Origin of the sequence: Fibrobacter sp. (assembly GCF_017545445.1) — a bacterium.
GTDB lineage: Bacteria > Fibrobacterota > Fibrobacteria > Fibrobacterales > Fibrobacteraceae > Fibrobacter.
The window spans coordinates 1-20,075 of the sequence record NZ_JAFWOM010000024.1; the positions used below are offsets into that span (position 1 = coordinate 1).

The 20,075-nt window shown below is 47.4% G+C and carries 22 protein-coding genes, 1 tRNA gene and 1 pseudogene; 12 read left to right on the top strand and 12 right to left on the bottom strand.

What is annotated here, in order from left to right; translation table 11 throughout:
* Positions 1-711, bottom strand: a pseudogene (locus tag IKG78_RS02595) (thiamine pyrophosphate-binding protein); the annotation flags it as partial.
* A 286-nt stretch (positions 712-997) separates the two neighbouring features.
* Here IKG78_RS02595 and IKG78_RS02600 point away from each other — a divergent pair.
* Positions 998-2,176: an MBL fold metallo-hydrolase gene (locus IKG78_RS02600; RefSeq protein ID WP_290938860.1), complete on the top strand. Its 1,179-nt coding sequence runs from the start codon at positions 998-1,000 to the stop codon at positions 2,174-2,176.
* Between the two features lie 99 nt (positions 2,177-2,275).
* Here IKG78_RS02600 and IKG78_RS02605 read toward each other — a convergent pair whose 3' ends face one another.
* The 5 genes from IKG78_RS02605 to IKG78_RS02625 form a co-directional block, all read right to left on the bottom strand.
* On the bottom strand, positions 2,276-2,449 hold the full coding sequence (locus IKG78_RS02605; RefSeq protein WP_290938862.1) for a hypothetical protein: 174 nt from the start codon (positions 2,447-2,449) through the stop codon (positions 2,276-2,278).
* 37 nt (positions 2,450-2,486) lie between these two features.
* Positions 2,487-2,858, bottom strand: a complete 372-nt coding sequence (locus IKG78_RS02610) for a PD-(D/E)XK nuclease family transposase (RefSeq protein WP_366074621.1) — start codon at positions 2,856-2,858, stop codon at positions 2,487-2,489.
* Between the two features lie 54 nt (positions 2,859-2,912).
* The gene (locus tag IKG78_RS02615) at positions 2,913-3,446 is read right to left on the bottom strand and encodes a hypothetical protein (protein ID WP_290938865.1); all 534 of its coding nucleotides are present in this window, start codon (positions 3,444-3,446) and stop codon (positions 2,913-2,915) included.
* A gap of 237 nt (positions 3,447-3,683) precedes the next feature.
* Positions 3,684-4,073, bottom strand: a complete 390-nt coding sequence (locus IKG78_RS02620; protein ID WP_290938867.1) for a hypothetical protein — start codon at positions 4,071-4,073, stop codon at positions 3,684-3,686.
* A gap of 203 nt (positions 4,074-4,276) precedes the next feature.
* The gene (locus tag IKG78_RS02625) at positions 4,277-4,813 is read right to left on the bottom strand and encodes a glycogen-binding domain-containing protein (protein WP_290938869.1); all 537 of its coding nucleotides are present in this window, start codon (positions 4,811-4,813) and stop codon (positions 4,277-4,279) included.
* Between the two features lie 63 nt (positions 4,814-4,876).
* On the opposite strand from IKG78_RS02625, the gene rpe reads away from it, so the two are divergent.
* Positions 4,877-5,530, top strand: coding sequence for a ribulose-phosphate 3-epimerase (rpe, locus tag IKG78_RS02630; protein WP_290938871.1), 654 nt, complete (start codon positions 4,877-4,879; stop codon positions 5,528-5,530).
* Between the two features lie 160 nt (positions 5,531-5,690).
* Here the strand turns inward: rpe and IKG78_RS02635 are convergent, their stop codons facing one another.
* Together IKG78_RS02635 and IKG78_RS02640 are read right to left on the bottom strand one after the other, a co-directional pair.
* Positions 5,691-6,371, bottom strand: coding sequence for a hypothetical protein (locus IKG78_RS02635; protein WP_290938873.1), 681 nt, complete (start codon positions 6,369-6,371; stop codon positions 5,691-5,693).
* A 283-nt stretch (positions 6,372-6,654) separates the two neighbouring features.
* Positions 6,655-8,415, bottom strand: a complete 1,761-nt coding sequence (locus IKG78_RS02640; RefSeq protein WP_290938875.1) for a glycoside hydrolase family 9 protein — start codon at positions 8,413-8,415, stop codon at positions 6,655-6,657.
* 320 nt (positions 8,416-8,735) lie between these two features.
* On the opposite strand from IKG78_RS02640, the gene IKG78_RS02645 reads away from it, so the two are divergent.
* Positions 8,736-9,890, top strand: coding sequence for an NYN domain-containing protein (locus IKG78_RS02645; protein WP_290938877.1), 1,155 nt, complete (start codon positions 8,736-8,738; stop codon positions 9,888-9,890).
* A 317-nt stretch (positions 9,891-10,207) separates the two neighbouring features.
* On the opposite strand, the gene IKG78_RS02650 is transcribed toward IKG78_RS02645, so the two are convergent.
* The 4 genes from IKG78_RS02650 to IKG78_RS02665 form a co-directional block, all read right to left on the bottom strand.
* Positions 10,208-11,506, bottom strand: a complete 1,299-nt coding sequence (locus IKG78_RS02650) for a TolC family protein (RefSeq protein ID WP_290938879.1) — start codon at positions 11,504-11,506, stop codon at positions 10,208-10,210.
* A 98-nt stretch (positions 11,507-11,604) separates the two neighbouring features.
* Positions 11,605-11,679, bottom strand: a tRNA-Val gene (locus tag IKG78_RS02655).
* Between the two features lie 221 nt (positions 11,680-11,900).
* Entirely contained in the window at positions 11,901-12,365 is a 465-nt protein-coding gene (locus tag IKG78_RS02660; RefSeq protein ID WP_290938881.1) for a PTS sugar transporter subunit IIA, read from the bottom strand.
* Between the two features lie 77 nt (positions 12,366-12,442).
* Positions 12,443-13,204, bottom strand: a complete 762-nt coding sequence (locus IKG78_RS02665) for a type I 3-dehydroquinate dehydratase (protein ID WP_290938883.1) — start codon at positions 13,202-13,204, stop codon at positions 12,443-12,445.
* Between the two features lie 472 nt (positions 13,205-13,676).
* Between IKG78_RS02665 and IKG78_RS02670 the strand changes: the two genes are divergently transcribed.
* From IKG78_RS02670 to IKG78_RS02710, 9 genes are all read left to right on the top strand, one after another.
* Positions 13,677-14,258, top strand: a complete 582-nt coding sequence (locus IKG78_RS02670) for an ATP-dependent Clp protease proteolytic subunit (RefSeq protein WP_290938886.1) — start codon at positions 13,677-13,679, stop codon at positions 14,256-14,258.
* Positions 14,258-15,178, top strand: a complete 921-nt coding sequence (gene ftsY / locus IKG78_RS02675; RefSeq protein WP_290938888.1) for a signal recognition particle-docking protein FtsY — start codon at positions 14,258-14,260, stop codon at positions 15,176-15,178. The genes IKG78_RS02670 and ftsY overlap by 1 nt, the downstream gene beginning before the upstream one ends.
* A gap of 39 nt (positions 15,179-15,217) precedes the next feature.
* Complete coding sequence (locus IKG78_RS02680) at positions 15,218-15,598, top strand: hypothetical protein (RefSeq protein ID WP_290938889.1); 381 nt, start codon at positions 15,218-15,220, stop codon at positions 15,596-15,598.
* Positions 15,598-16,071, top strand: coding sequence for a DUF255 domain-containing protein (locus IKG78_RS02685; RefSeq protein WP_290938891.1), 474 nt, complete (start codon positions 15,598-15,600; stop codon positions 16,069-16,071). Before IKG78_RS02680 ends, IKG78_RS02685 begins: the two co-directional genes overlap by 1 nt.
* The gene (locus IKG78_RS02690) at positions 16,068-17,219 is read left to right on the top strand and encodes a glycosyltransferase family 2 protein (protein WP_290938894.1); all 1,152 of its coding nucleotides are present in this window, start codon (positions 16,068-16,070) and stop codon (positions 17,217-17,219) included. Before IKG78_RS02685 ends, IKG78_RS02690 begins: the two co-directional genes overlap by 4 nt.
* A gap of 256 nt (positions 17,220-17,475) precedes the next feature.
* The gene (locus IKG78_RS02695) at positions 17,476-17,934 is read left to right on the top strand and encodes a hypothetical protein (protein WP_290938896.1); all 459 of its coding nucleotides are present in this window, start codon (positions 17,476-17,478) and stop codon (positions 17,932-17,934) included.
* Positions 17,935-18,162: 228 nt separating this feature from the next.
* Positions 18,163-18,375 (top strand): hypothetical protein, encoded by a 213-nt coding sequence (locus IKG78_RS02700; RefSeq protein ID WP_290938898.1) that lies wholly within the window; start codon positions 18,163-18,165, stop codon positions 18,373-18,375.
* Positions 18,376-18,600: 225 nt separating this feature from the next.
* Complete coding sequence (locus tag IKG78_RS02705; RefSeq protein WP_290938900.1) at positions 18,601-19,512, top strand: hypothetical protein; 912 nt, start codon at positions 18,601-18,603, stop codon at positions 19,510-19,512.
* 11 nt (positions 19,513-19,523) lie between these two features.
* Positions 19,524-19,916 carry a hypothetical protein gene (locus tag IKG78_RS02710; protein WP_290938902.1) on the top strand — a complete coding sequence of 131 codons (393 nt, stop codon included), beginning with the start codon at positions 19,524-19,526 and terminating at the stop codon, positions 19,914-19,916.
* Positions 19,917-20,075 lie beyond the last annotated feature (159 nt).

The window sequence follows — 20,075 nt, forward strand, 5'->3', positions numbered from 1 at the left end:
ACCGAAATCGGCGCTGCGCATTTCGACCTTATTCGGGCCTTCAGCAACGTTCCAGGCTTCCATTTCGTCCATCTTGGCGCGGAGGCGACGGCCAGCCGGCTTCGAGAAGCCAGGCACCATCACGTGCTGGGCGATGTTGCGTTCAAAGTTCGGCACCATTGCCGGGAGTTCTTCCTTCGGAACGACAATAGACTTGGAATGGTCCACGCGGGTGGTCATGCGGAGGATGACAGGAATCTTGAACTTTTCGCTCGTCTGCATGGCAATGCGGAAGAAGTCGTAGGCTTCCTGGGAGTTGGACGGTTCGAACATCGGGCAAACGGATGCCTTCGCGTGGTTACGCGTATCCTGTTCGTTCTGGGAGCTGCCCTGACCCGGGTCATCGGCAACAATCCACACCATGCCGCCATCGACACCCGTGTAAGTTGCGGTATAGAGAACATCACTTGCCACATTCAAGCCAACCATCTTCATGGTGACCACACTGCGGGCATGTCCAAAAGCGGCACCGAGAGCGACTTCGGCAGCGACCTTTTCGTTCGGAGCCCACTGGGCATAGCCGCCCAGTTCAGAGTAATCTTCCAAGATTTCGGTGGAAGGAGTTCCCGGATAGCCTGCGGCAAGCTGAACATTGCAATGACGCATGGAAAGGGAAATGGCTTCGTTGCCCGAAATCAGCATCTTTTTCGCATTTGGATCAAAAGCTGGCATGATATTCCTTTTTGTTTTAATCGTTTTTTTAAACGAACGCAAATATAGAAAATTCGATTTTGCACATCCTTGGCACGAACTTCAAGAAACGCAAAAACAAGAAGTAATTTTTTGTTATATATTATTAGGGTTTTAACTATGCAACATTTAATTCTTTATGTCATTCCCGCGTAAGCGGGAATCTCCTTCTTGTAAAGCAATAAAGGAGGTGCCCGCTTACTTCGACTGCGCTCAGCACAGGCTCCGGCGGGCATGACAAGTTTAGGATTAAAATAAGAGGAATAAAATGATCGTTTCAGATTTTAGCGAAAGCATTAAGTTCGTTGGGGTAGATGACCGCGAAATTGACCTTTTTGAAGGGCAGTACAAAGTTCCTGACGGAGTTTCGTACAATTCCTATGTGATTTTTGACGAGAAGATTGCGGTCACAGATTCCGTAGATGCACATAAAGTAAGTGAATGGTTGACAAATGTTGAAAACTCATTGCAGGGCAAAACGCCCGACTACTTGATTGTCCACCATTTGGAACCCGACCACGCCGGCGGTTTTCTCGAATTTATCAAGAAGTACCCGGACGCAACTATCGCTGCATCTGCAAAGGCGCTTGCGTTCATTCCGCAGTTCTTCAAGCTCCCGGAAGGCACAAAGACGCTCACGCTCAAGGATGGCGACACACTTTCGCTCGGCAAACACACGCTAAAGTTTATCGCAGCCCCGATGGTCCACTGGCCCGAAGTTTTGCTCAGCTACGATGAATCCGAAAAGATTCTGTTCTCCGCCGATGCGTTCGGCACATTCGGACTCTCCGGCAAACTCGGCGAAGACTGGGTCAGCGAAGCAAGGCGCTACTACATCAACATCGTCGGGAAATACGGTATGCAGGTACAGAGCGTTTTGAAGAAGCTCGCCGGTATCGAAGTCAAGATGATTTGCCCGTTGCACGGCCCCGTTCTTACAGACAATTTAAGTTTCTACATTAACAAGTACAACACCTGGAGTAGCTACGCGCCCGAAACGCAGGGCGTGTTTGTCGCCTATGCAGGCGTTTACGGCCACACGGCAGAAGCCGCAAAAAAGCTCGCCGAATCGCTCCGCGAAAAAGGCGTTGATGTAACGATTATGGATTTGGCCCGCACATATTCTTCGGAAACAGTCGCACAGGCATTCCGCTACAGCCATCTTGCTGTATGCGCGACAACGCTTGATGCAGGCCTCTTCCCCGCAGCAGAAAAATTCCTCACGCATCTCAAGGCGAAAAACTACTGCAATCGCAAAGTAGGCATTGTCGAAAATGGCACATGGGCGCCGATGGCCGCGAAGAAAATGCACGAGATTCTTGACACGCTCAAGAACGTGACATTCTGCGAAACGACGGTCACACTCAAGTCCGCACTCGACGAGACTTCTGCCGCAAAGCTTGAAGAACTTGCTGTAGAATTTGCGAAGGATTTGGGCAAAGCGTAGTTTGTAATTCGAAAAAAGAAAAGCCAAGGATGCTGGCGTCATAGCGGACTCGATCAGCTATCAGTCTGCCATGACGTTTTTTTGCCTTTTTTAATGAGCCTACTTAGAATTATTCGAAAGTCCTAAAGAAGTTCGAATTTTATCCATTGACGCCCCCTTCTTTAGCATTCGTTCAACCTTGTCAATCACCTTTTCCTCAATTTTCTTGACAAAATCAGGGTGATCTTCAGCAAAAGCCAATTCTTGAGCATATCTGTCCCATTTCAAGTGCATAATATACCTGTACCTTTTAAGTTCCTTTTTATTAAATCTAGCTAGTTTGGCAAACGGAAGCAAGCCCTCGAACTTTTCCGTTTTTAGGGCTGGTGGAAGTTCCTTGAGGCGATGCAAATAGCGAAAAATAGACCGGTTTGACATCGTAATCCCAATCGGGACCGGGTTCGCCTTGTTGTACAATCATCTGGCTTGAATAAAACAACAAACGCTTCAAAAAATTCGTTTCTCGTTCAATTTGGATTTCAATCTCAATAAAGTTATAGTGTTCATCGCGACAATGCAGGTCAAGAATTGACGATTTAGACGCCTTGCTACCAGAATCATTGAGTTCCGGTTGTTGCGAAAACACATCTTTGATTTTTTGCGGGATTTGTCCTTGATGCATATCGTTTAGCAGGTTCAACAAGTTGTGTTTTATAATTTTTCAATTTCAAAACATTCATCAAAGTCAATCTTTCAACTATTCTAGCAAGTCATAATAAAATCTATCCGTAAACTTTTTAATGCACAAAACTACAGCATCATCGAAATTTCCGATATCATTTTCGTTTTTCGAAAACAGCAATGGTTTGCCTTTTGATTTTGTCATTGTTTGGAATACATAAAAACCATCTTCTTCGCCGTTTCTATAAAGCACAAGATTCACCGGTTTAAAGTTGTATGGAGTCTTGTCTTCTTTTCGCATAGACAAGCGAATTTTCAACGAGTCTCTCTCGGTCATGGAACTCTTAATCACATAGGCCTTGATGACTCTCGACAATCGGCTATTGATAAGCTTTGATCTTTCCGTAGCAGAGGAAATAGAATCCATCAATGGGATTCTAGGAGAAAAAGATTTAACAAATCCATTTTCGCGAAGTTCACCATACACAATACCAGAGAATGTCACGGGAACGGATTCCGTCAGCAAAACTTTTTCACCAGAATTTTTATCCGAGCATGCAACGCATAAAATAACATATAACGACAATACTACAGTTTTCAAGATATTCATACAAACGCCTCCCAAATTGATTTTATAAAAGCAACCTACAAAATCAAACTAAAGGGAAGCGGCGTTTTAACTGAATTAGTATGTAAAATTAAATTGTGGTTTTTTATGTTTTCAGTTTTACAAGATGCAAAAAAAGCCGGCGGAGGCCGACTTTTTTCGTTAAGAGATTGTTACTGGATCCCCTCACTTCGTTCGAGGATGACGAGGCAAGGACGGGGTTCTGGATGACGTTACTTATTACTTCTTGCTTGCGAGTTCTTCTTCGAGTTTTTTGTTGCGGCTGTCCTGCATTTCGCAAACATTCTTGAGGTTGCTGATTTCTGCGCTCTGCTTGGCGATTTGCTCCTTGAGGTCTTCGCACTTGGCTGCAAAAGTCTGTTCAGATTCAATGCGGCTGCTCAATTCCTTGCGGAGGCTCTCGATTGAACTGCGGAGCTGTTCGATGGTATCGTTGGGAACGCTCTTTTCTGCATCATCGGCAGTTTTCTTTTCTGCATTTTCGGCGCAGTTCGGAACTGAATCATCGCTTGCATTTTCGCAAGAACAGCAATTAAAAAACTTTTTCGAAACAGCAACGGCGGCAGCGGCTCCGAGAACGGCACCCACTAAAAAGCTATTCGTTTTCATTGTAAAACTCCTTTTTATACATTCATCTAGTAATATCAATTAAACAAAAGCAAAAGTCAAGAGGATTTTTGCATAAACCGTGAAAATCTATTTTTTCGCTAAAATAAAAAACAACCCCGCAATCCTTCGGTGCGTTCTTGGCATCGAAAATGCGGGGCTATCGTTAGCCTCTCGTCTGGAGAGACGCAAATTTTTAGTCTGGCTTAGACGTGCTTGATTTTGTTTTCGCCTTCGTCCCAGTACTGGCCATCACAAACAAACTTGTATTCGTAGTCGCCCGGAACGAGAGAAACCTTTGCAGTCCAAAGGCCGGTCTTCTGGTCTTTCTTGAGCATGTCTTTATCGACAGCCCAATCGTTGAAAGAACCTGCGACAGAAACTGTCGTTGCGAGCGGACAATCGGCGATAAATTCGACTTCTACAGTTTTCGGAGCCGCTTTCGAGGTTGCTTTCTTTGCCGGGGCTTTCGTAGCTTTTGCAGCCTTAGCCTTCGGAGATTCTTTTACGGTTTCCTTGGCCGGAGCCTTGACTTCTTTCGTTGCGACCTTAGCTGCCTTTACAGCTTTTTCTGCTTTAGGGGCGGCCTTCTTTGCAGGAGCTTCCTTGACTTCGGCTTTCTTTGTCGTAGCCTTTGCAGCAGACTTGGTTTCTACTTTCTTTGCTGCGGTTTTCGTAGCTTTCGCTGCAACGGTTTTCTTGGCGGCAGGTTTTTCTACTACAGTTTTGGAATTCTTAGACATGGATTATCTCCTCTTATTTCTTAGTGATGTCAAATTTAGTAAAATTTTTTTTAAATTTGTAGTATGCTCAAACAAATCATCGCACCCAGCGTCTTGAACGCAAATTTTCTCTCCCTCGGTGACGGCCTCAAAGCCATTGAAAACGGTGGCGCAGGACTTGTCCACCTTGACATCATGGATGGGCACTTTGTCCCAAATATCAGCTTTGGGCCGGGCATTTCCGCTTGCGTCAAAAAAGGCACTAAGCTCCCGCTCGATTGCCACTTGATGATTGAGAATCCCGAAAATTACGTGGGCGAATTTGCAAAAGCAGGTGCAAGCATCATCAGCGTGCATGCCGAAACGACAAACCATCTCGATCGTCTGCTGCACCAGATTGCAGAACTTGGCGTCAAGCCCGCCGTTGCCATCAATCCGGCGACTCCGCTTGAAAGCATCAAGTACGTGCTCGACATCGTGGATATGGTGCTTATCATGTCCGTCAACCCCGGATTCGGCGGCCAAAGCTTGATTCCGTACTGCCTTGACAAAATTCGCGAACTCCGCCAGATGAAACCGGAACTCGACATCCAAATTGATGGCGGCGTAAAGCTCGACAACATTCTTGCCTGCAAAGAAGCGGGTGCAAACGTATTTGTCGTCGGTAGCGCCATTTTCGGCAAACCGGACCCCGAAGCCGTCTGCCGTGAATTTGTCAATTTAGTCAGCGGTTGCTAGTAATATTATAGCTGCGGCGATTAAATAAATTTTAGAACAACGTTATGCCGCACGGATGGTGATGCTGTAGCGAATAAATGGCGATGTCATGCCGGATCTATTCCGGCATCAGTTGTTCTTGTCGAGACGGTTTATATTACGTTTGCTATATACCTTGTAATTAAAATCGTCTCAGCATGCCCGCTCGGTAAAGAATCCCTAGCGTGTTTAGATAACGTTTGTATTTAATTTCTTCAGGGCACGAATTCTTTTTGCAGTATTCGTCTATCTCGTCAATGACTAACGGTATTGTCGAGAAATTTCTTCTTTTCAAAAGATTCAGTATCTTTTGGCGATTCTCGTTCGGTTTCTTGCGGCTTTGAATTTTTTCGATAAGCTGATAAGGCAAAACGTTCACTGTGCTTAGTGACGTCTCGTTTGGATTTTTCCAAAGGACTTCGGAATACCCGTCGTTAAAGAAAATTCGTTTTACGTTTGGGTTCGGTATGTAATAGCCGTAACGGCGGATTTCTATTGCGGAATCGCGGTCTTGATAAAGGAAATATCCCGACTTGACGACCATCGTAATGGTGATGACGTATTGGTCTTTGGCGGGGCGGATCCACTTATCTCTTGCTTTATCGTAATAATAATCGACGAGAATTTTTACCCTTTCCAAACTGATAAAGTTAAACCGATTCATGAGTTGCTTGTATGTATTGCGGACATCCGGAGTTGCTTTTTTCAAGAGCAAATCGTTTCTTTGCATCAGTTGCTCGTTCAACAGGTAAAAAAGACTTTCGGCGACGAACAAATCTTCGTCATCGGTTGTTTCAAGGGCGCGTTTATCATTTGCTTCCAAGACATGCCCATACACGGCAATAAATTTTGTGTTAGAACTATCTAGTTTTGAACGGACCGATGGCAAATGCAAACGCTTTGAAATAATCGAATCTATTTTTTCTTCAAAACTTTTTTCGGTTTTGAGCTCTTCTCCTTTTGATGATTCCGGGGACTCAAAAGCATGGGCTTTAGGTAGAACGAATAAAGCAAAAATCAACAAAAAAAGGGTAGAGCGTAAAGTCATACCCGTAATATATATTATTGTGAATCGCAAATTGAACTTTTTTTGCTGTTCTAAAAGCTTATTTCACCACGGCAGCCGTGTGCCCGCTGTAAATGGCTTGCAAGGCGCCGGCGAGGTAAGCGAGCGGAGCGTTCCAGTTGATGGCCACTTCGTTTGTCGCATAGCTGCAACGGTTGTCGATATAGGCTAATGCAGGTTTGTCGGCAGAAGCGTAGTTCGGGCATTTCCAGAGTTCCTTGCCGTCGAGGTTGATGTCCTGCTTGCCTAAATGCGGACCGCCTACGAGCATGCCCGGCACCGGATCATCGACAAAGTCCGATTCGCTCACACGGTGGTGCGGGTTGCGCGGACTTCTGTAGCCAAAGCCTGTAACGTACGTGATTTCCATCGGATTCTTGCCCAAGAGATAATCGAGGCACTGCTGGGCGCCGTCCAAAAAGCTTTTGTCGCCTGTAACGTAATATGCGTGCAGCAAAACGATTCCGTTGTTCGCCATGGCACTGTTGCTGCCCCAGTTCCAGCTAGACGGGAATGCCGGGAGCCTGTAAGCGCTCGTATCGCCGACATTGCGAAGTTCCGTCGCAACGTGGAGCAATATTTTGCGGGCTTCGCCGCCGAGCTTCGCTCCAAAATCCGCAGAGTCGAGAGCTACATGGTAGGCGGCTAGCATGTTCACGTCTCCCCACCACGGACCATCGGGCCTGAATTTGTACTGCTTCAAGTCCTTGAGGTAATCGGCTTTCTTTGTTGCGCGATAAAGTTCCGTCGCTGCAAAGGCAAATTCGTCCTTGCCGTTTTCTTCACCGTACGTGTAGTTTCCGGTTTCTACGTCAGAGGGCTGCTTGTACAATGCTTTCGGGTGGCGCTTTGCCCAATAATAAGCGACTTCTGCCGCCTTGAGCATTCGCTTCGAAAATTCCGCATCGAACGGAGCATATACGCGGGAGGCTTGCGCCATCACAGCTGCAAAATCAAGCGTGGCGGTCAAGCTCTTTTCAATGGCGTAACGCAGAGATCCGTCAATTTCGGGCATCGTGCTAGAGCCGAACTTGAGCGATGTTAATTTGTGATAAACGGCGCCGTCCTTGTCCTGCATCGAAAGCATCCAGTCCAGATTCCAGCGGATTTCTTCCAAAAGCTCCGGCATTTTCGGGAATTCACGCGGGATGTTCCAATGAAGGGAGTCCATGAATGCTGGGAAGTGTTCGTAAAGCTCCAGAAGCGTAAAAACGGTAATCCCGGAGTTCACGATGTACTTGCCGTAGTCCCCTGCATCGTACCAGCCGCGCTGCGACTTGATAATTTTAGCATCCGCCTTCTTCGGAGCCGCCTTACCATTCGCCTTCGCGACCGCCGTCGCTGTCGGGAGGTCCGTGCCATAGACAATCACCTTATCGTCTATATGGCCCGCCGCGCGCGCCCACTTGCCTGCATAACGCGTTTCCAGAGCCATGCCTGCACGCTGGTAGTAGAACCACTTGAGAGCAGCTTTTGTTACGTCTTCATAGACATTCTCTCCCACCACAATCGGATTCCCGATGTAGCCGTCCCTGAACAGGCGGTATGTGCCCGGTTTCTTGATAGACGAAATGTCGTAAGTCTGGACTTCTTCGCCGCTGTATTCCCAGTCATAGACCATCGGGGCTTCGAGCGTAAGCACCACGTTGCCATTCATGTCGCGGACTTCAAGCGGATTGGCGTCGTTGCCGGGGATGACAACGGTCTTTTCGGATTCGGGGGCAAAACCAAGCTGGTTTACCAGCGGAATGGCAAAAGATGGCACCGTGAACGCTAATGCAGCAAATAGATGTTTACGCATACAAAACCTCATTTTTAGATAAAAAATACCTTTAATTTTTACAAATCGTACCCATGTACCCCATTTTAATGTTTACCATAGGCAACACCAAGTGTATCGAGTGTATCTTAGAGGTCTTTGTTGCCTGCTTGTAATTGTCACTTTGGTGCCATTGATGTTTTTCTATTTGTGAACCGAGATTGTGGATGCTGGATGTGTCCTCCATGGTCGCGATGATGCTTTGTGTCTTGCAAAACGGTTTGAATATATGAAAATAATTTTTCATGCATCGTTCACCCTATAGGTGTTTGTCGTCTCTTGTCTTTACTATATATACCATCATGAACCACATTGCAATTTTTATCGATGCAGAGAACCTGACCAACTGGATCAAAAAGGACGGCGTGCAGTCGCTGATGGACGAACTCTTGCCGCTGGGGCAGATTGTCGTGCGAAAGGCGTATGGCAAGTGGTCTTCCCGTGAGCTGATTTCGCTGCAATCGACGTTGAACGAGAACGGATTCGAGCTGGTTCACACGTTCCACCCGGTGAGCGGTAAAAATTCGACGGACATCAAGATGACGGTCGATACGATGGAAGTCGCGCTCGATTCGCAGGTGCAGTGGATTGTGCTTGCGACAGGCGATTCCGACTTTTCGCCCTTGTTCCGCAAACTCCGCGAGCAGGGCAAGGAAGTGATTGGCGTGGGGCCGAAGTCTCCGCTGAGCGAGTGCGTCAAGAATTCTTGTTCGAGATACATTTATACCGACGATACGACTGCAATGGACGACGATTCGGGCGATGAAGCCGCCGATGCAAAGGAACGAGCAAATCAGCTGGTTTCTGAAAAAATCGATTCCATGGAAATGCTCAGGAACGTGCTGCAAAAAGAAGACGGCCCGATTCTCCTTGCGGCGTTAAAGCCCAAGATGCTCGGGCTGGACAATGCGTTTAACGAAAAACGCCTCGGTTTCAAGACGTTCAAGGATTTCGTGAAATCCGCAGACTTTGTGCAAATGGCAGATGCCGGCGGCGGTTCTTATACGGTATCGCTTGCCGAACAGAAAGTGACCGTCGAAGAAGATTCGCAGATGATTCTGGCGAAGGCTTTAAAACGCAAGGGCTGGGACATGTTCCCGCGCAACATGCTCAAGAAAATTTATGCGGAAGCGTGCGACATCACGTCGTTCGTGCCCATGAGCAAGCAGGACCTGGTTCAGGAAATCGTTTCGAAGAACATCGCGGGCACGACGAGCAGCATCATCAACCGTGCGTTGGGAACGTTTTTCAAGGCGAAACTCGTGACCGTCAGTGGCGGCGATGACAAGCTTTGGACCATCAACGAGACGAACCAGTACTGGAAAGAAATCGATAAGGCGATGCTCGACAGGCTCCGCGTGAGCCTCAAGGAAACGGGCCAGAAAATTGCAAAGAAAGATATCGTTTCTATTTTGTACGGGAAATACGCCGAAGGCGAAGCCGAAAAGTTGGTGTAGCGGCTACGCCGCAGTAGGCAGTAGGAAGTAGAAAGTAGGAAGTAGGCGGTAGGAAGAAGTTAGGTAGGTATGAGCACGCACCCTTACGGGCGCTTTGTCTTTTCACCGTCATCCTCGGAGCAACGCGGAGGGGATCCAGTGCAGTACCCTTCACATTGTCACCCCGGACTAAGGTTGGTGAGCCTGCCGAACTATTCCGGGGCCAGCATTCTTTTAATCAACAACTGATGCCGGAACGGAGTCCGGCATGACATCGTTTGTTCTGTCTCCCCGGACTAAGGTTGGTGAGCCTGCCGAACTATTCCGGGGCCTGTGTTCTAGTCCAGCTTTCCTTGGTACAAATCCAGCAGATTGCGTGCAAGCAAGCTTGTGTATTTTGCGTTCGTGAGCGTGGATTGTGCGCTTTCGAGACGGTTCTTTTGCGAAAGGTAATCGGTATAAGTGAGCGCTCCGACGTTACGTTGTTCTTCGGCGACGAGCAAAGCTTCGTTTTCCGCTTCGACTTGGAGGATGGCGGCCTTCCACTGCATGTCGGCACTGAGAGCGTTCAGATAAAGTTTCTCGATGGTGTTTTCAAGAGTCTTTGCCTGCTCTTTTAACGCCACCATGCTTTCGGTTTCGCTGAGCTGAGCCTGCAATATTTTGTTCTCTGTCGCACCGCCGTCAATGATTGGAATGTTGATGTTCATCGAAATGCTGTGCGAATAACCGTTCTTGACTTGGCTGCCGTACTTGCCGGATTCCCATGCTTGGAGGCCCGTGCTTGCGCTTGCTCCGAGCGAAACCCTGACGGACTTGCCTTTGCCTGCGATTTCCGTGTTCTTCTTGGCAACCTGGATAGAAATGCTGTCGGACTTTAAGCCGGGGTTGTTGTCCGTCGCAGACTTTTGAAGTTCGTTCAGCGAAGGAATGGGGCTGAGAGCGTCCGGCGAAGGAGTTTCCGTTTCGGGAGCGGATACTTCGAACGTTTCGCTTTCGGGGAGTTCCAAAAGTTGGCGGAGAGTCGTCTTTGTTGTGTTGACGCTCAACTGTGCGGAAAGCTGTGCCGCTTCTTTTTGCAAAACGTTCGCTTGCGATTGCGTCAAATCTTTCTTGGTGATGGAACCTGCTTCGAACAACGTGCTGTAATGCTCGAATTCCGCCTTTGCCAGTTCGACGGATGCATCTGCGGTGCGCAACTTTTCGATAGCGGCAAGCAAGTTCATGTAGGCGTTCAGAACGCTTTCCTGGATGGTGCGTTCTGTTTCTTTAGTCGAAAGCCGTGTCGCTTCTTTGTTCAGCTCGCTTGCTTGGATGGAAAGCTTTGTAGAGCCGCCGTCCCACAGCGTATAAGAACCGCTAATGCCGACGCTTAAGCGGTAATGGTCTTGCGGACCATCGCGGAACGGGGAATCGTAAAGGGAATTGCCAATACTTGCCGAAAGAGTGGGGTAGTTTGCGACCTTCGCTTGCTCGATGCTCACGTCGGCCTTCTGTTCGCGGAGTTTCGCGGATTCGAGTTTGAGGCTTTTTTCTTTGGCCTGCTTGAGGCATGCGGCTAGAGTCCATGGACCGTCAGCGAAAACAAGCGATGCTGACGCAAGAATACCGAGAACGACTGCTTTTTTATAATTCATACCTTTTAAATGCCCCAGCTACGTATATTGGTTGCGTTCTTTTAAAATAGAAAATTTGTACATAAACAAAAAGGCTTCCCTGCGGAAGCCTTTTCGAATGGACGGTACTGGATTTGAACCAGTGACCTCTGCCGTGTGAAAGCAGCGCTCTAAACCAACTGAGCTAACCGTCCGAGGTGAAACCAAATATAGTAAAGCAATTGAAAGCTGTCAAGAGGTGAGAAAGTGGTTAGTGGTTAGTGATTAGTGGTTGGTGGTTAGTAGGAAGTAGTCGGTAGGAAGTCGGAAGTTTTTATAATCGCGGCATGGTTCGGCAAGCTCACCAACCTAGTCAGGTCCCTGAGCCTGTCGAAGGGCTGCCTACTGTTTACTAATCACTGCGCCTCTGGCGCTGCTACAAGTACTTGTCTTCTGCGGCGCGGAGGATGGTGAGGAACTCTGCCGGTGTCTTGGAAGCGATGAGGTCCTTGCGCACGTTCCCGTCAGCGAGCAAACGGCTCACAGAAGAGAGCGCCTTGAGGTGCGGCCCGACAGTGTTGCCCGGACTCACGATGAGGATGAGCAAATAAACCGGTTCGCCGTCAAAGGACTGGAAATCTAGACCTTTTTCGATGGTGGCGGCGACCATGCACATACGATCTACATAATCGCTTTTGGCATGCGGAACTGCAAGACCGCAACCAATGCCCGTGGAACGGCTTTTTTCGCGGCTCCAAATGGCCTCGAAAATTTCGTCACGGTGGTCTAGTTTGTAAGCGCTGCAGAGTGTATCGACCAATTCGTTAAGAATGGCTTCCTTCGTTTCACTGGAAGAATTAATCAAGATGCAATTATCTACAAATCTTTCAGAAAGTCGCATGATGTATAACGTTCCTTTTAATGTGCTTATCAAACAAATATTTTAGAAAAAATTTGCCATTTAGGAAAGATTTGTACCTAAAATATGTTTAAAAAAGATGATAATTCTATCTGTGAAGTCGTAATTTCGAGCTTGTCGATGGCTTTTCTCATGAGAGCGACGTCGATTTGACCGGGTGCGGCTGCTTTGCCAATGGAGCCGTAAGTGAGGTTTGCTCCTTCCTTGAGCGACCAAATTCGGCTGATTTTCCCTGTTTCGCCCATGCCGAAAGCTGCAATCAGTTTGAACCCTTTTGCTTTTTTGGCGAACTTGTACAGCCTTGTGCAGTCTTCGTCGGTGTTGCTCATGGCGGCGATTTTGATACCGTCTGCCTTGATTCGTTTGACGTCGGTGAGGTAGTTCTTGAGTTCAAGGTCGCCTGGAATGCGGGTAAAGTTGTGTTCCGAAACGAGTATTTTAACGCCTTTCGGTTCGGCGAGTTCGCGGAGTTCGTTAAAGTCGTGGAGATAGTCTCGTTCAAGATCTAGCCATTCCGGAATGTCCGCGGCATTGAGAATTTTTTGCCATAAGGCGGTACGCTCGATGGCTCTTGCATCGGGGAAAGTCCCGCCGTCGCGTTTGAGTCTGATCGTGCCCAACTGTATCGCTTTCGGTGCGATTTTGCGGACACGCCCTGAAAGCCCTAGCCATTCGGATTCGTCGAAAAAGTCATAACGGATTTCGAGGATGTCGCAATTTTCGTAATCAATGCGTGATGGGTGGAGTTCTTCGCTTTCGGCGGCGGTTAGCGTTTCGGGATCGACAAGCCCGACGAGGTATTTTGGTGAATCGGTTGGCATGGCTGTAAATTTAGCATAAGGCGAGCGTCGCGACAAGCGGACAAAGTACGATTGTCATGACCGAGCCCAGCATTGAACGCCTTTGGCGTTCGTGGTTGCGATTATGATATATCAGAACACAAGTATTCTGCTGCATCATAACCTTGCACACTACTGGTATATGAGCCGAAGGCGAATATACAAAGACGAGAGATGGAAAATGCATAAGGCGAGCGATGCATTAAAAACAAGATATAACTGGATCCTTCGTCGTGAACTCCTCAGGATGACGGCTTCAGAATGACCATGTTGAATCTAGTAACTAAGTTCTACAAGCGTAGCGTCTAACTTCTGTCAACCATTTACTCCCCCTAACCACTAATCACTAACCACTGCTTACTTTCTATTCCCTAATCACCGCCTACTTCCTACTTCCTACTTCCTACTGCTAATTGCGAATTTTCTAAATTATACCCGAACAAAAGGAATTTTTATGGCAGATTGTAACGAAAACAAAGAAAAGCAGACCCCGGACATGCTCAAGAAGGCTGAAGAATACCTCGCCTCCAAGCGAAGAATTTTCTTGTGGGGTGGTGTCGATGACGAAAGTGCCGAACGCATTGTGAAGGAGCTCCTGTATTTGGATTCTTTGAATCACGATGATATTTATTTCTTCATCAACAGCCCGGGGGGCGTGATTTCGAGCGGGCTTGCGATTTACGACTGCATGAACGCTATCCAGAGCGATGTCGTGACGGTTTGCTGCGGACAGGCCGCCTCGATGGGTGCCGTGCTCCTCACTGCCGGTGCAAAGGGCAAGCGCGCTGCATGGCCGAACGCCCGCATCATGATTCACCAACCGCTCATTCACGGCGAAATTGTGGCGCCTGCAAGCGACATCCAGATCCAGGCCGAAGAAATGCTTCGCATCCGTGGCATCACGGGCAAGATTCTTGCCGAAACGTCTGGCCACACGATTGAACAGATTGACCGCGACACCGAACGCGACAACTTCATGTCTGCCGAAGAAGCGAAGGCCTACGGTCTCGTGGATAAAGTCGAGAGTATTATCTAATGGGTTTATTTTCTGCAATTAAGAGTGGCCTCGCGAAGACCCGCGACGCTCTCCTCGGGGAGTTGAAGGGTATTGTCGGTGCCGGTAAGATTACGGACGAGACGCTCGAAGAACTCGAAGAGCATCTCATCAAGGCTGATGTCGGCGTCGAAGCGGCGTTCCTCTTGACGGATGCGCTTCGCGAAAACGCTTTGGGCAAGTCGCTCACGACGGAGCAGGTGCTCGACATCATGAGGAGTGAAGCGGAACGCCTCTTAAAGGACCCTCCGCCGTTCGAACTCAAGGGCAAGCCGCATGTGGTGCTCGTGATTGGCGTGAACGGTGCGGGCAAGACGACGACAATCGGTAAGTTGGCTGCACGCTGGAAAGACGAAGGCAAGAAGGTGATGATTGCCGCTTGCGATACGTTCCGTGCGGCGGCGATTGACCAGCTCGAAACGTGGGCCGAACGCAGCGGTGCCGAATTCGTGAAGCATCAGGAAGGTTCCGACCCGGCTGCCGTGGCTTTTGACGCTTGCAATGCGGCGGTGGCCCGTGGCTGCGATGTGGTGCTGATTGATACCGCAGGTCGTTTGCACAACAAAGACTACTTGATGGAAGAACTCAAGAAGATTGTCCGCGTCATCAAGAAGGTGAGCCCGGAAATGCCGCACGACATGTGGCTCGTGATAGACGGCAACACTGGACAGAACACTATCAACCAGACGAAGATTTTCAACCAGAGCTTCCCCTTGACCGGTCTTGTGGTGACAAAGCTCGATGGAACCGCGCGCGGTGGCTCCGTGCTCTCGATTGCAAGCTCGTTGCAAATCCCGATCCGTTGGGTCGGCATGGGCGAACGCATTGACCAGCTCGTGGAATTCAACAAGAGCGATTACGTCGATGGTCTTTTCGAGAATGCTTTGGAAGACCGAAAGTAATTTTTCGGATGTCTCGCATTTGAATAAATTGGTATGACGATGTACAAAAGAACGTTGTCTAAATTCGCTAGAATCGGAGCTTGGAAAACCGGGCTTCGTTTCGCGTTTTTCGGAGCGGCTCTTTTTGCATTTGTGGCGTGTTCCGATTCTCCTGAAAAAGCGGATGAACGCCTTGTGGCTGCGTTTGTCGAAATGCGTGTCGCAGAACAAGTCTATGGTGGCGAAACACCTTTTAGTCGTATTGCCCGCCGTGACATTTTGACGAAGTACGGCTACAGCCGAGAAGAATTTATCAAGTCTGTAGATAAAGTTCTCGATGATGAAAGACGTTGGCTTGTGTTCCAAGTGGCCGTTACGGATAGGATTGATTCTTTGCTTGGAATTCCGAAGCCGAAACCGGAAAAGAAAGGGAAAAAGTGATGAAAGCGTATTTGTGGGTCGTAATGGCCTTGAGCCTTGCTCTTTCTGCTTTTGCAACTCCTCCGGCAAAGCCGAAACTTGTGCACTGGATGAATTACACCGAAGCTCTTGAAAAAGCGAAAGGGGCGAACAAGCTCATATTCGTCGATCTTTATGCGGACTGGTGCGTCCCGTGCCGGATTATGGATGCGAACACTTATTCGGATCCGACGGTCGCTTCGCTTTTGAATACGCGATTTTTCCCAGTAAAGCTTGATGTGGATTCGCAAGATACGATTGTCTGCGATAACAAACGCAAGACCGTGCAGCGTTGCTACTTTGACGTGTGGAACCTGAGCGTGCTCCCCGCGTTTGTTCTGATTGCCCCGAAGGGCCTTTCGATTTTGACCATCAAGGATTCCTATACGGCAGAAGAAATGAAGTACTTGCTTTATCAAATTCTTGAAAAAGAGAAGGAGTGGATTTCGAAATGAGTGAAGACATTCTCTTTTATGTGCAAATAGCCTTTTGGGTTTTGCTTTTTTTGATCGTTCATTGCTATTTGTTGTTCCCGATGACGCTCCCGTTTGTGAGCGAAATCTTCAAGCGTAGAAAAAAGCCTGTTGCTGGAACGGTGGAATTGCCGACTGTTTCCATTTTGATTTCGGCCTTTAACGAAGAAGCGGTGATTGAACGCAAAATCCAGAATATTCTCGAAATTGATTACCCCAAGGAAAAGCTTGAAGTTTTGATTGGCGATGACGGTTCTGCGGACAAGACGGCAGAAATTATTGCGCGTTACGCGGACCAGGGAATTACGTTGGTCAAAGCTTCGAAAAATGCGGGCAAGGCGGCGATGCTGAACCGCTTGCAGAAAATTGCAAAGAACGACATTTTGCTGTTCTGCGATGCAAATACGATGTTCTTCCCGAATGTGGTGCGTAAACTTGTCGATCCGTTCCATGACAAAAAAATCGGTTGCGTTTGCGGTCACTTGATTCTTTCGGACAAGAGCGGAAGTGTTTTGGGCAAGGGCGAAAGTTCTTACTGGGATTTGGAAAGTGAAATCAAAAAATTTGAAGGCGTGCTCGACCGCTTGATTGGCGGTAACGGCGCTCTTTATGCGATTCGCAAGGAACTTTATACGGAACTCCCGGTGAAGAAGAGCGTCATGGACGACTTCTTTGTGACGACGAAAATTTTGCAGAAAGGTTTTTACTGCACATTCGTAGCTAGCGCTATCGGTACGGAACAGACTTCGAAAGAATCGAGCGGTGAATTTAGACGTAAAGTGCGTATCGGTCGTGCGAACTTCAATTACTTGTTCTCTTATCTGCCACTTTTGAATCCGTTCCGCCCGCTGTTGGCGTATCTGTTCTTTTCGCATAAGATTGTGCGCTGGTTTTCGCCGCATATCATCATTCTTTTGTATGTCGCAAATGCGTTGCTTTTGACGAAGGGCCTTTTCTATCAGGTGACTTTTGGATGCATGACGCTTGCGCTTATTGTCGCAGTGACGAAAATTCTGCCGAGCGCTTACTACTTTTTGCTCATGAATTTTGCGATGCTTAAAGGGTTCTTCCTTGCGTTTAAACGCGAACGTAGCGGCGGCTGGAAACGTGAAGCTCGCAGCGACGAGTAGTATCAGACGAAAGACCGCCCTCCGGGCTACAGACGACAAATGCGTAAGGCGAATGTTGCAGGGCAGCTCGCTGACCTATAACTGAGCCTAGCATTTGGTACTTGTACAAAGACGAAAGGAATTCGTCATCCTCGAACGAAGTGAGGGGATCCAGTAACGTCTTGTACCGTGCTGTCATCCCGGATTTATTCCGGGATCAGTTTACACATTCCCCTCTCGTAAATGAATAATAATTTGTATATTAGTGTATAGACCTATGAAAAAAATTTTGACAGCTATCATATTCGCCTTTGCTTTTGTCGCAGTCCCGGCAAACGCATTGACTTTGGACGCTCAAGGCGGCATTTGCAATCGCGTGAGCAGCATGGGCCACTTCAACATGAGCTTTTATGGGCACTTCTGGTATCCGATTGACCAGATGCTTTTTGCGGGCCTAGGCGGCGGATACGAGGAACTCAATAACGTGGGCTATATTCCTTTGTCTGGAAGCCTCTGGGTGCGTCTCCCGATAGGACGCACCGTGCTGCCGGTCGCCACAGGCGATTTTGGCTACATGTTCGGCAAGGACCATCAGATGTTCTGGCGTGCAGGAGCAGGCCTTGATATCAAGAATGGCGACAACTCGTCCATCATCGTGTCTGGCGGCTACCAGTTCTTGAACAACTCCGGCTATGGTTACATCTATTTCCACGCCGGAATTCTTATAGAGATGTAAAGCAGGCTGTCATCCTGAGCGAAGTCGAAGGATCTAGGGCAAGTCTTATGCTACCCCTTCTAGCGGGCTTCAGACGCCAGCCCGCAACGCCCGGGCTCGTCCTAATGCGAAAAATAACTTGACTTTTATACACTCTGTATATATATGATATTCGAATGGGACGAAAAAAGGCTAAAATCAATTTCGCCAAGCATAAGGTGACTTTTGAGGAAGCTCGGACAATGTTCTATGACGAAGATGAAATCATCCGAGTTATCTCGTCACGTCAAGAAGACGATTTGCATCAACATCAGTGAGTCGGTCCTTGCCTATTTCAAGGCTCTCTCCGAAAAGACTGATATTTCGTATCAGGTTCTAATCAACATGTTCCTTGCTCAGGCGAAAGCTGAAAAGATGGAACCGCGGTTTATTCCAAAATCCCGTAAAAAGCAAGTCGCCTAAATATAGGTCTTTATCAAATAGAATATGCCCTGATGGTTTGCGTTTCGTCGGGGCTTTTATAGTAAACATGGCGAATCATACAGATAAGCGAACTTTTCATGCAGTATTTTTGACCGTTTGTCGTAAAAGCGGATGATGTTCATTGATTGTGAATTGCTTCTTGCGTATATTTACATTGGATAAATTTATTTCTTGTTTGTTTTAAAAAGACAAGGGAGGGATTTTATGATGGGTGGAATTTTTAGGCTGATTTGTGTTGCGATTGGCGTGCTCGCATGCGTATGCATGTGGGGGTGTGGGGATGATGATTATCGGCGGTGGGGTGGACGATATGAGGGAACCCTAGTTGCAATAATAGATGATTCTCTTGCTTTGCTGACGAATTCCAGGGGGTATGAAGATTGTCATGATGTTTTCATGGGCAGCGAAGAATGTGAACGTGGGGGGACAAACGACGGTTTGTTCTTGGTGAATTATAGAAAACAACAATCTCCATATTGGGGGGATACGGTTGATGGTGAAATCAGTTTAATTAGCGGCTATTACAGTGACTCTACCGTGCTTTTTTCAAATGCAAAGAACGAATTTGGCTTTTGGAAGATTGGTGAGAGACCCAGAGTTGTTCGGAAGTGGAATTGCGAGATCCCGTGCAGATGTGATTGGCGAAAATACGGACGCCCTTGGATTGATGGAAATGTTTTGCTCAAGATGGAAAATCAAAAGGAGTGCCCTTATGCTGTGTTGGATACAGTATCAGGAATCGTGAAGAATCTGGAATTTTTAGGCGAATATGCGTGGCTGGAAGGATGTGATGATATCACGTACATTGATGGGGCGACTTTGTGCGTGAAAAGATTGGGAGATGTCATGGGATCCATAAGCATACTGACTTTAGATGATGTTGTAGATTCCTTGGAAAATACGAAGGAACGAGATTTTTTGGGTTATTCTCCTGTGTTGTATGGAAATTTTATGATGACGCAGGTATATAAGAAAGGAATGCTTGTGACTAAAATAAAGAAGGATGGCTTTGATGCGAATTATCCTGAAACATGGCTAAAAGATAATTCATTTGTTGATTCTACGGGTTCCTTGATAAGTTATTATCCCTCTGAAGATCTAATTGTTACGAAATAAGGAAATTGGTCATGAAAACATTTCTTTGTCTTATTATTGCAATCGTCTGTGTTGTATTTGCTATTCCAAAGCCGATGGAATCGCTAAATCACTACAATGTGGTTTTGGTGCATGGAGCAGCACCAGAAACACAAGGCTTTGAAAGTGAATGTAATAGTGGTGCTATAAGGGATGCTTACACTATTGCTGCCAATTATATTGACAAACCGGATTCGTTTGGTTGGAATTTGGGTGATGCCGTTGGGATGTTGGGGGCCTATGATAGGACGTTTAATCCTAACAAAGATGAGGATTATAATGAGAGGTCTGCAAAGCGTTGTGATGGAAATCGTTTCTGCAAAAGCGAGGCACATTCTCCCCGCGAAAATGTTCGATATAGAGTAGATTTACTCTTCTTTTTTTGAATGTCTGTTGCTGCGTCAAGTGGCCGCGTAAAAAATGCCCGCACATGGCGGGCATTGTAAAATTATGAACTGAAAGAATCCTGTCGGTCGCGACTTTCCTTTCAGGACGAACCTCTAAGTTCTAAGCTCTAAGTTCTAACTCCCCCTTTGCAATCATTT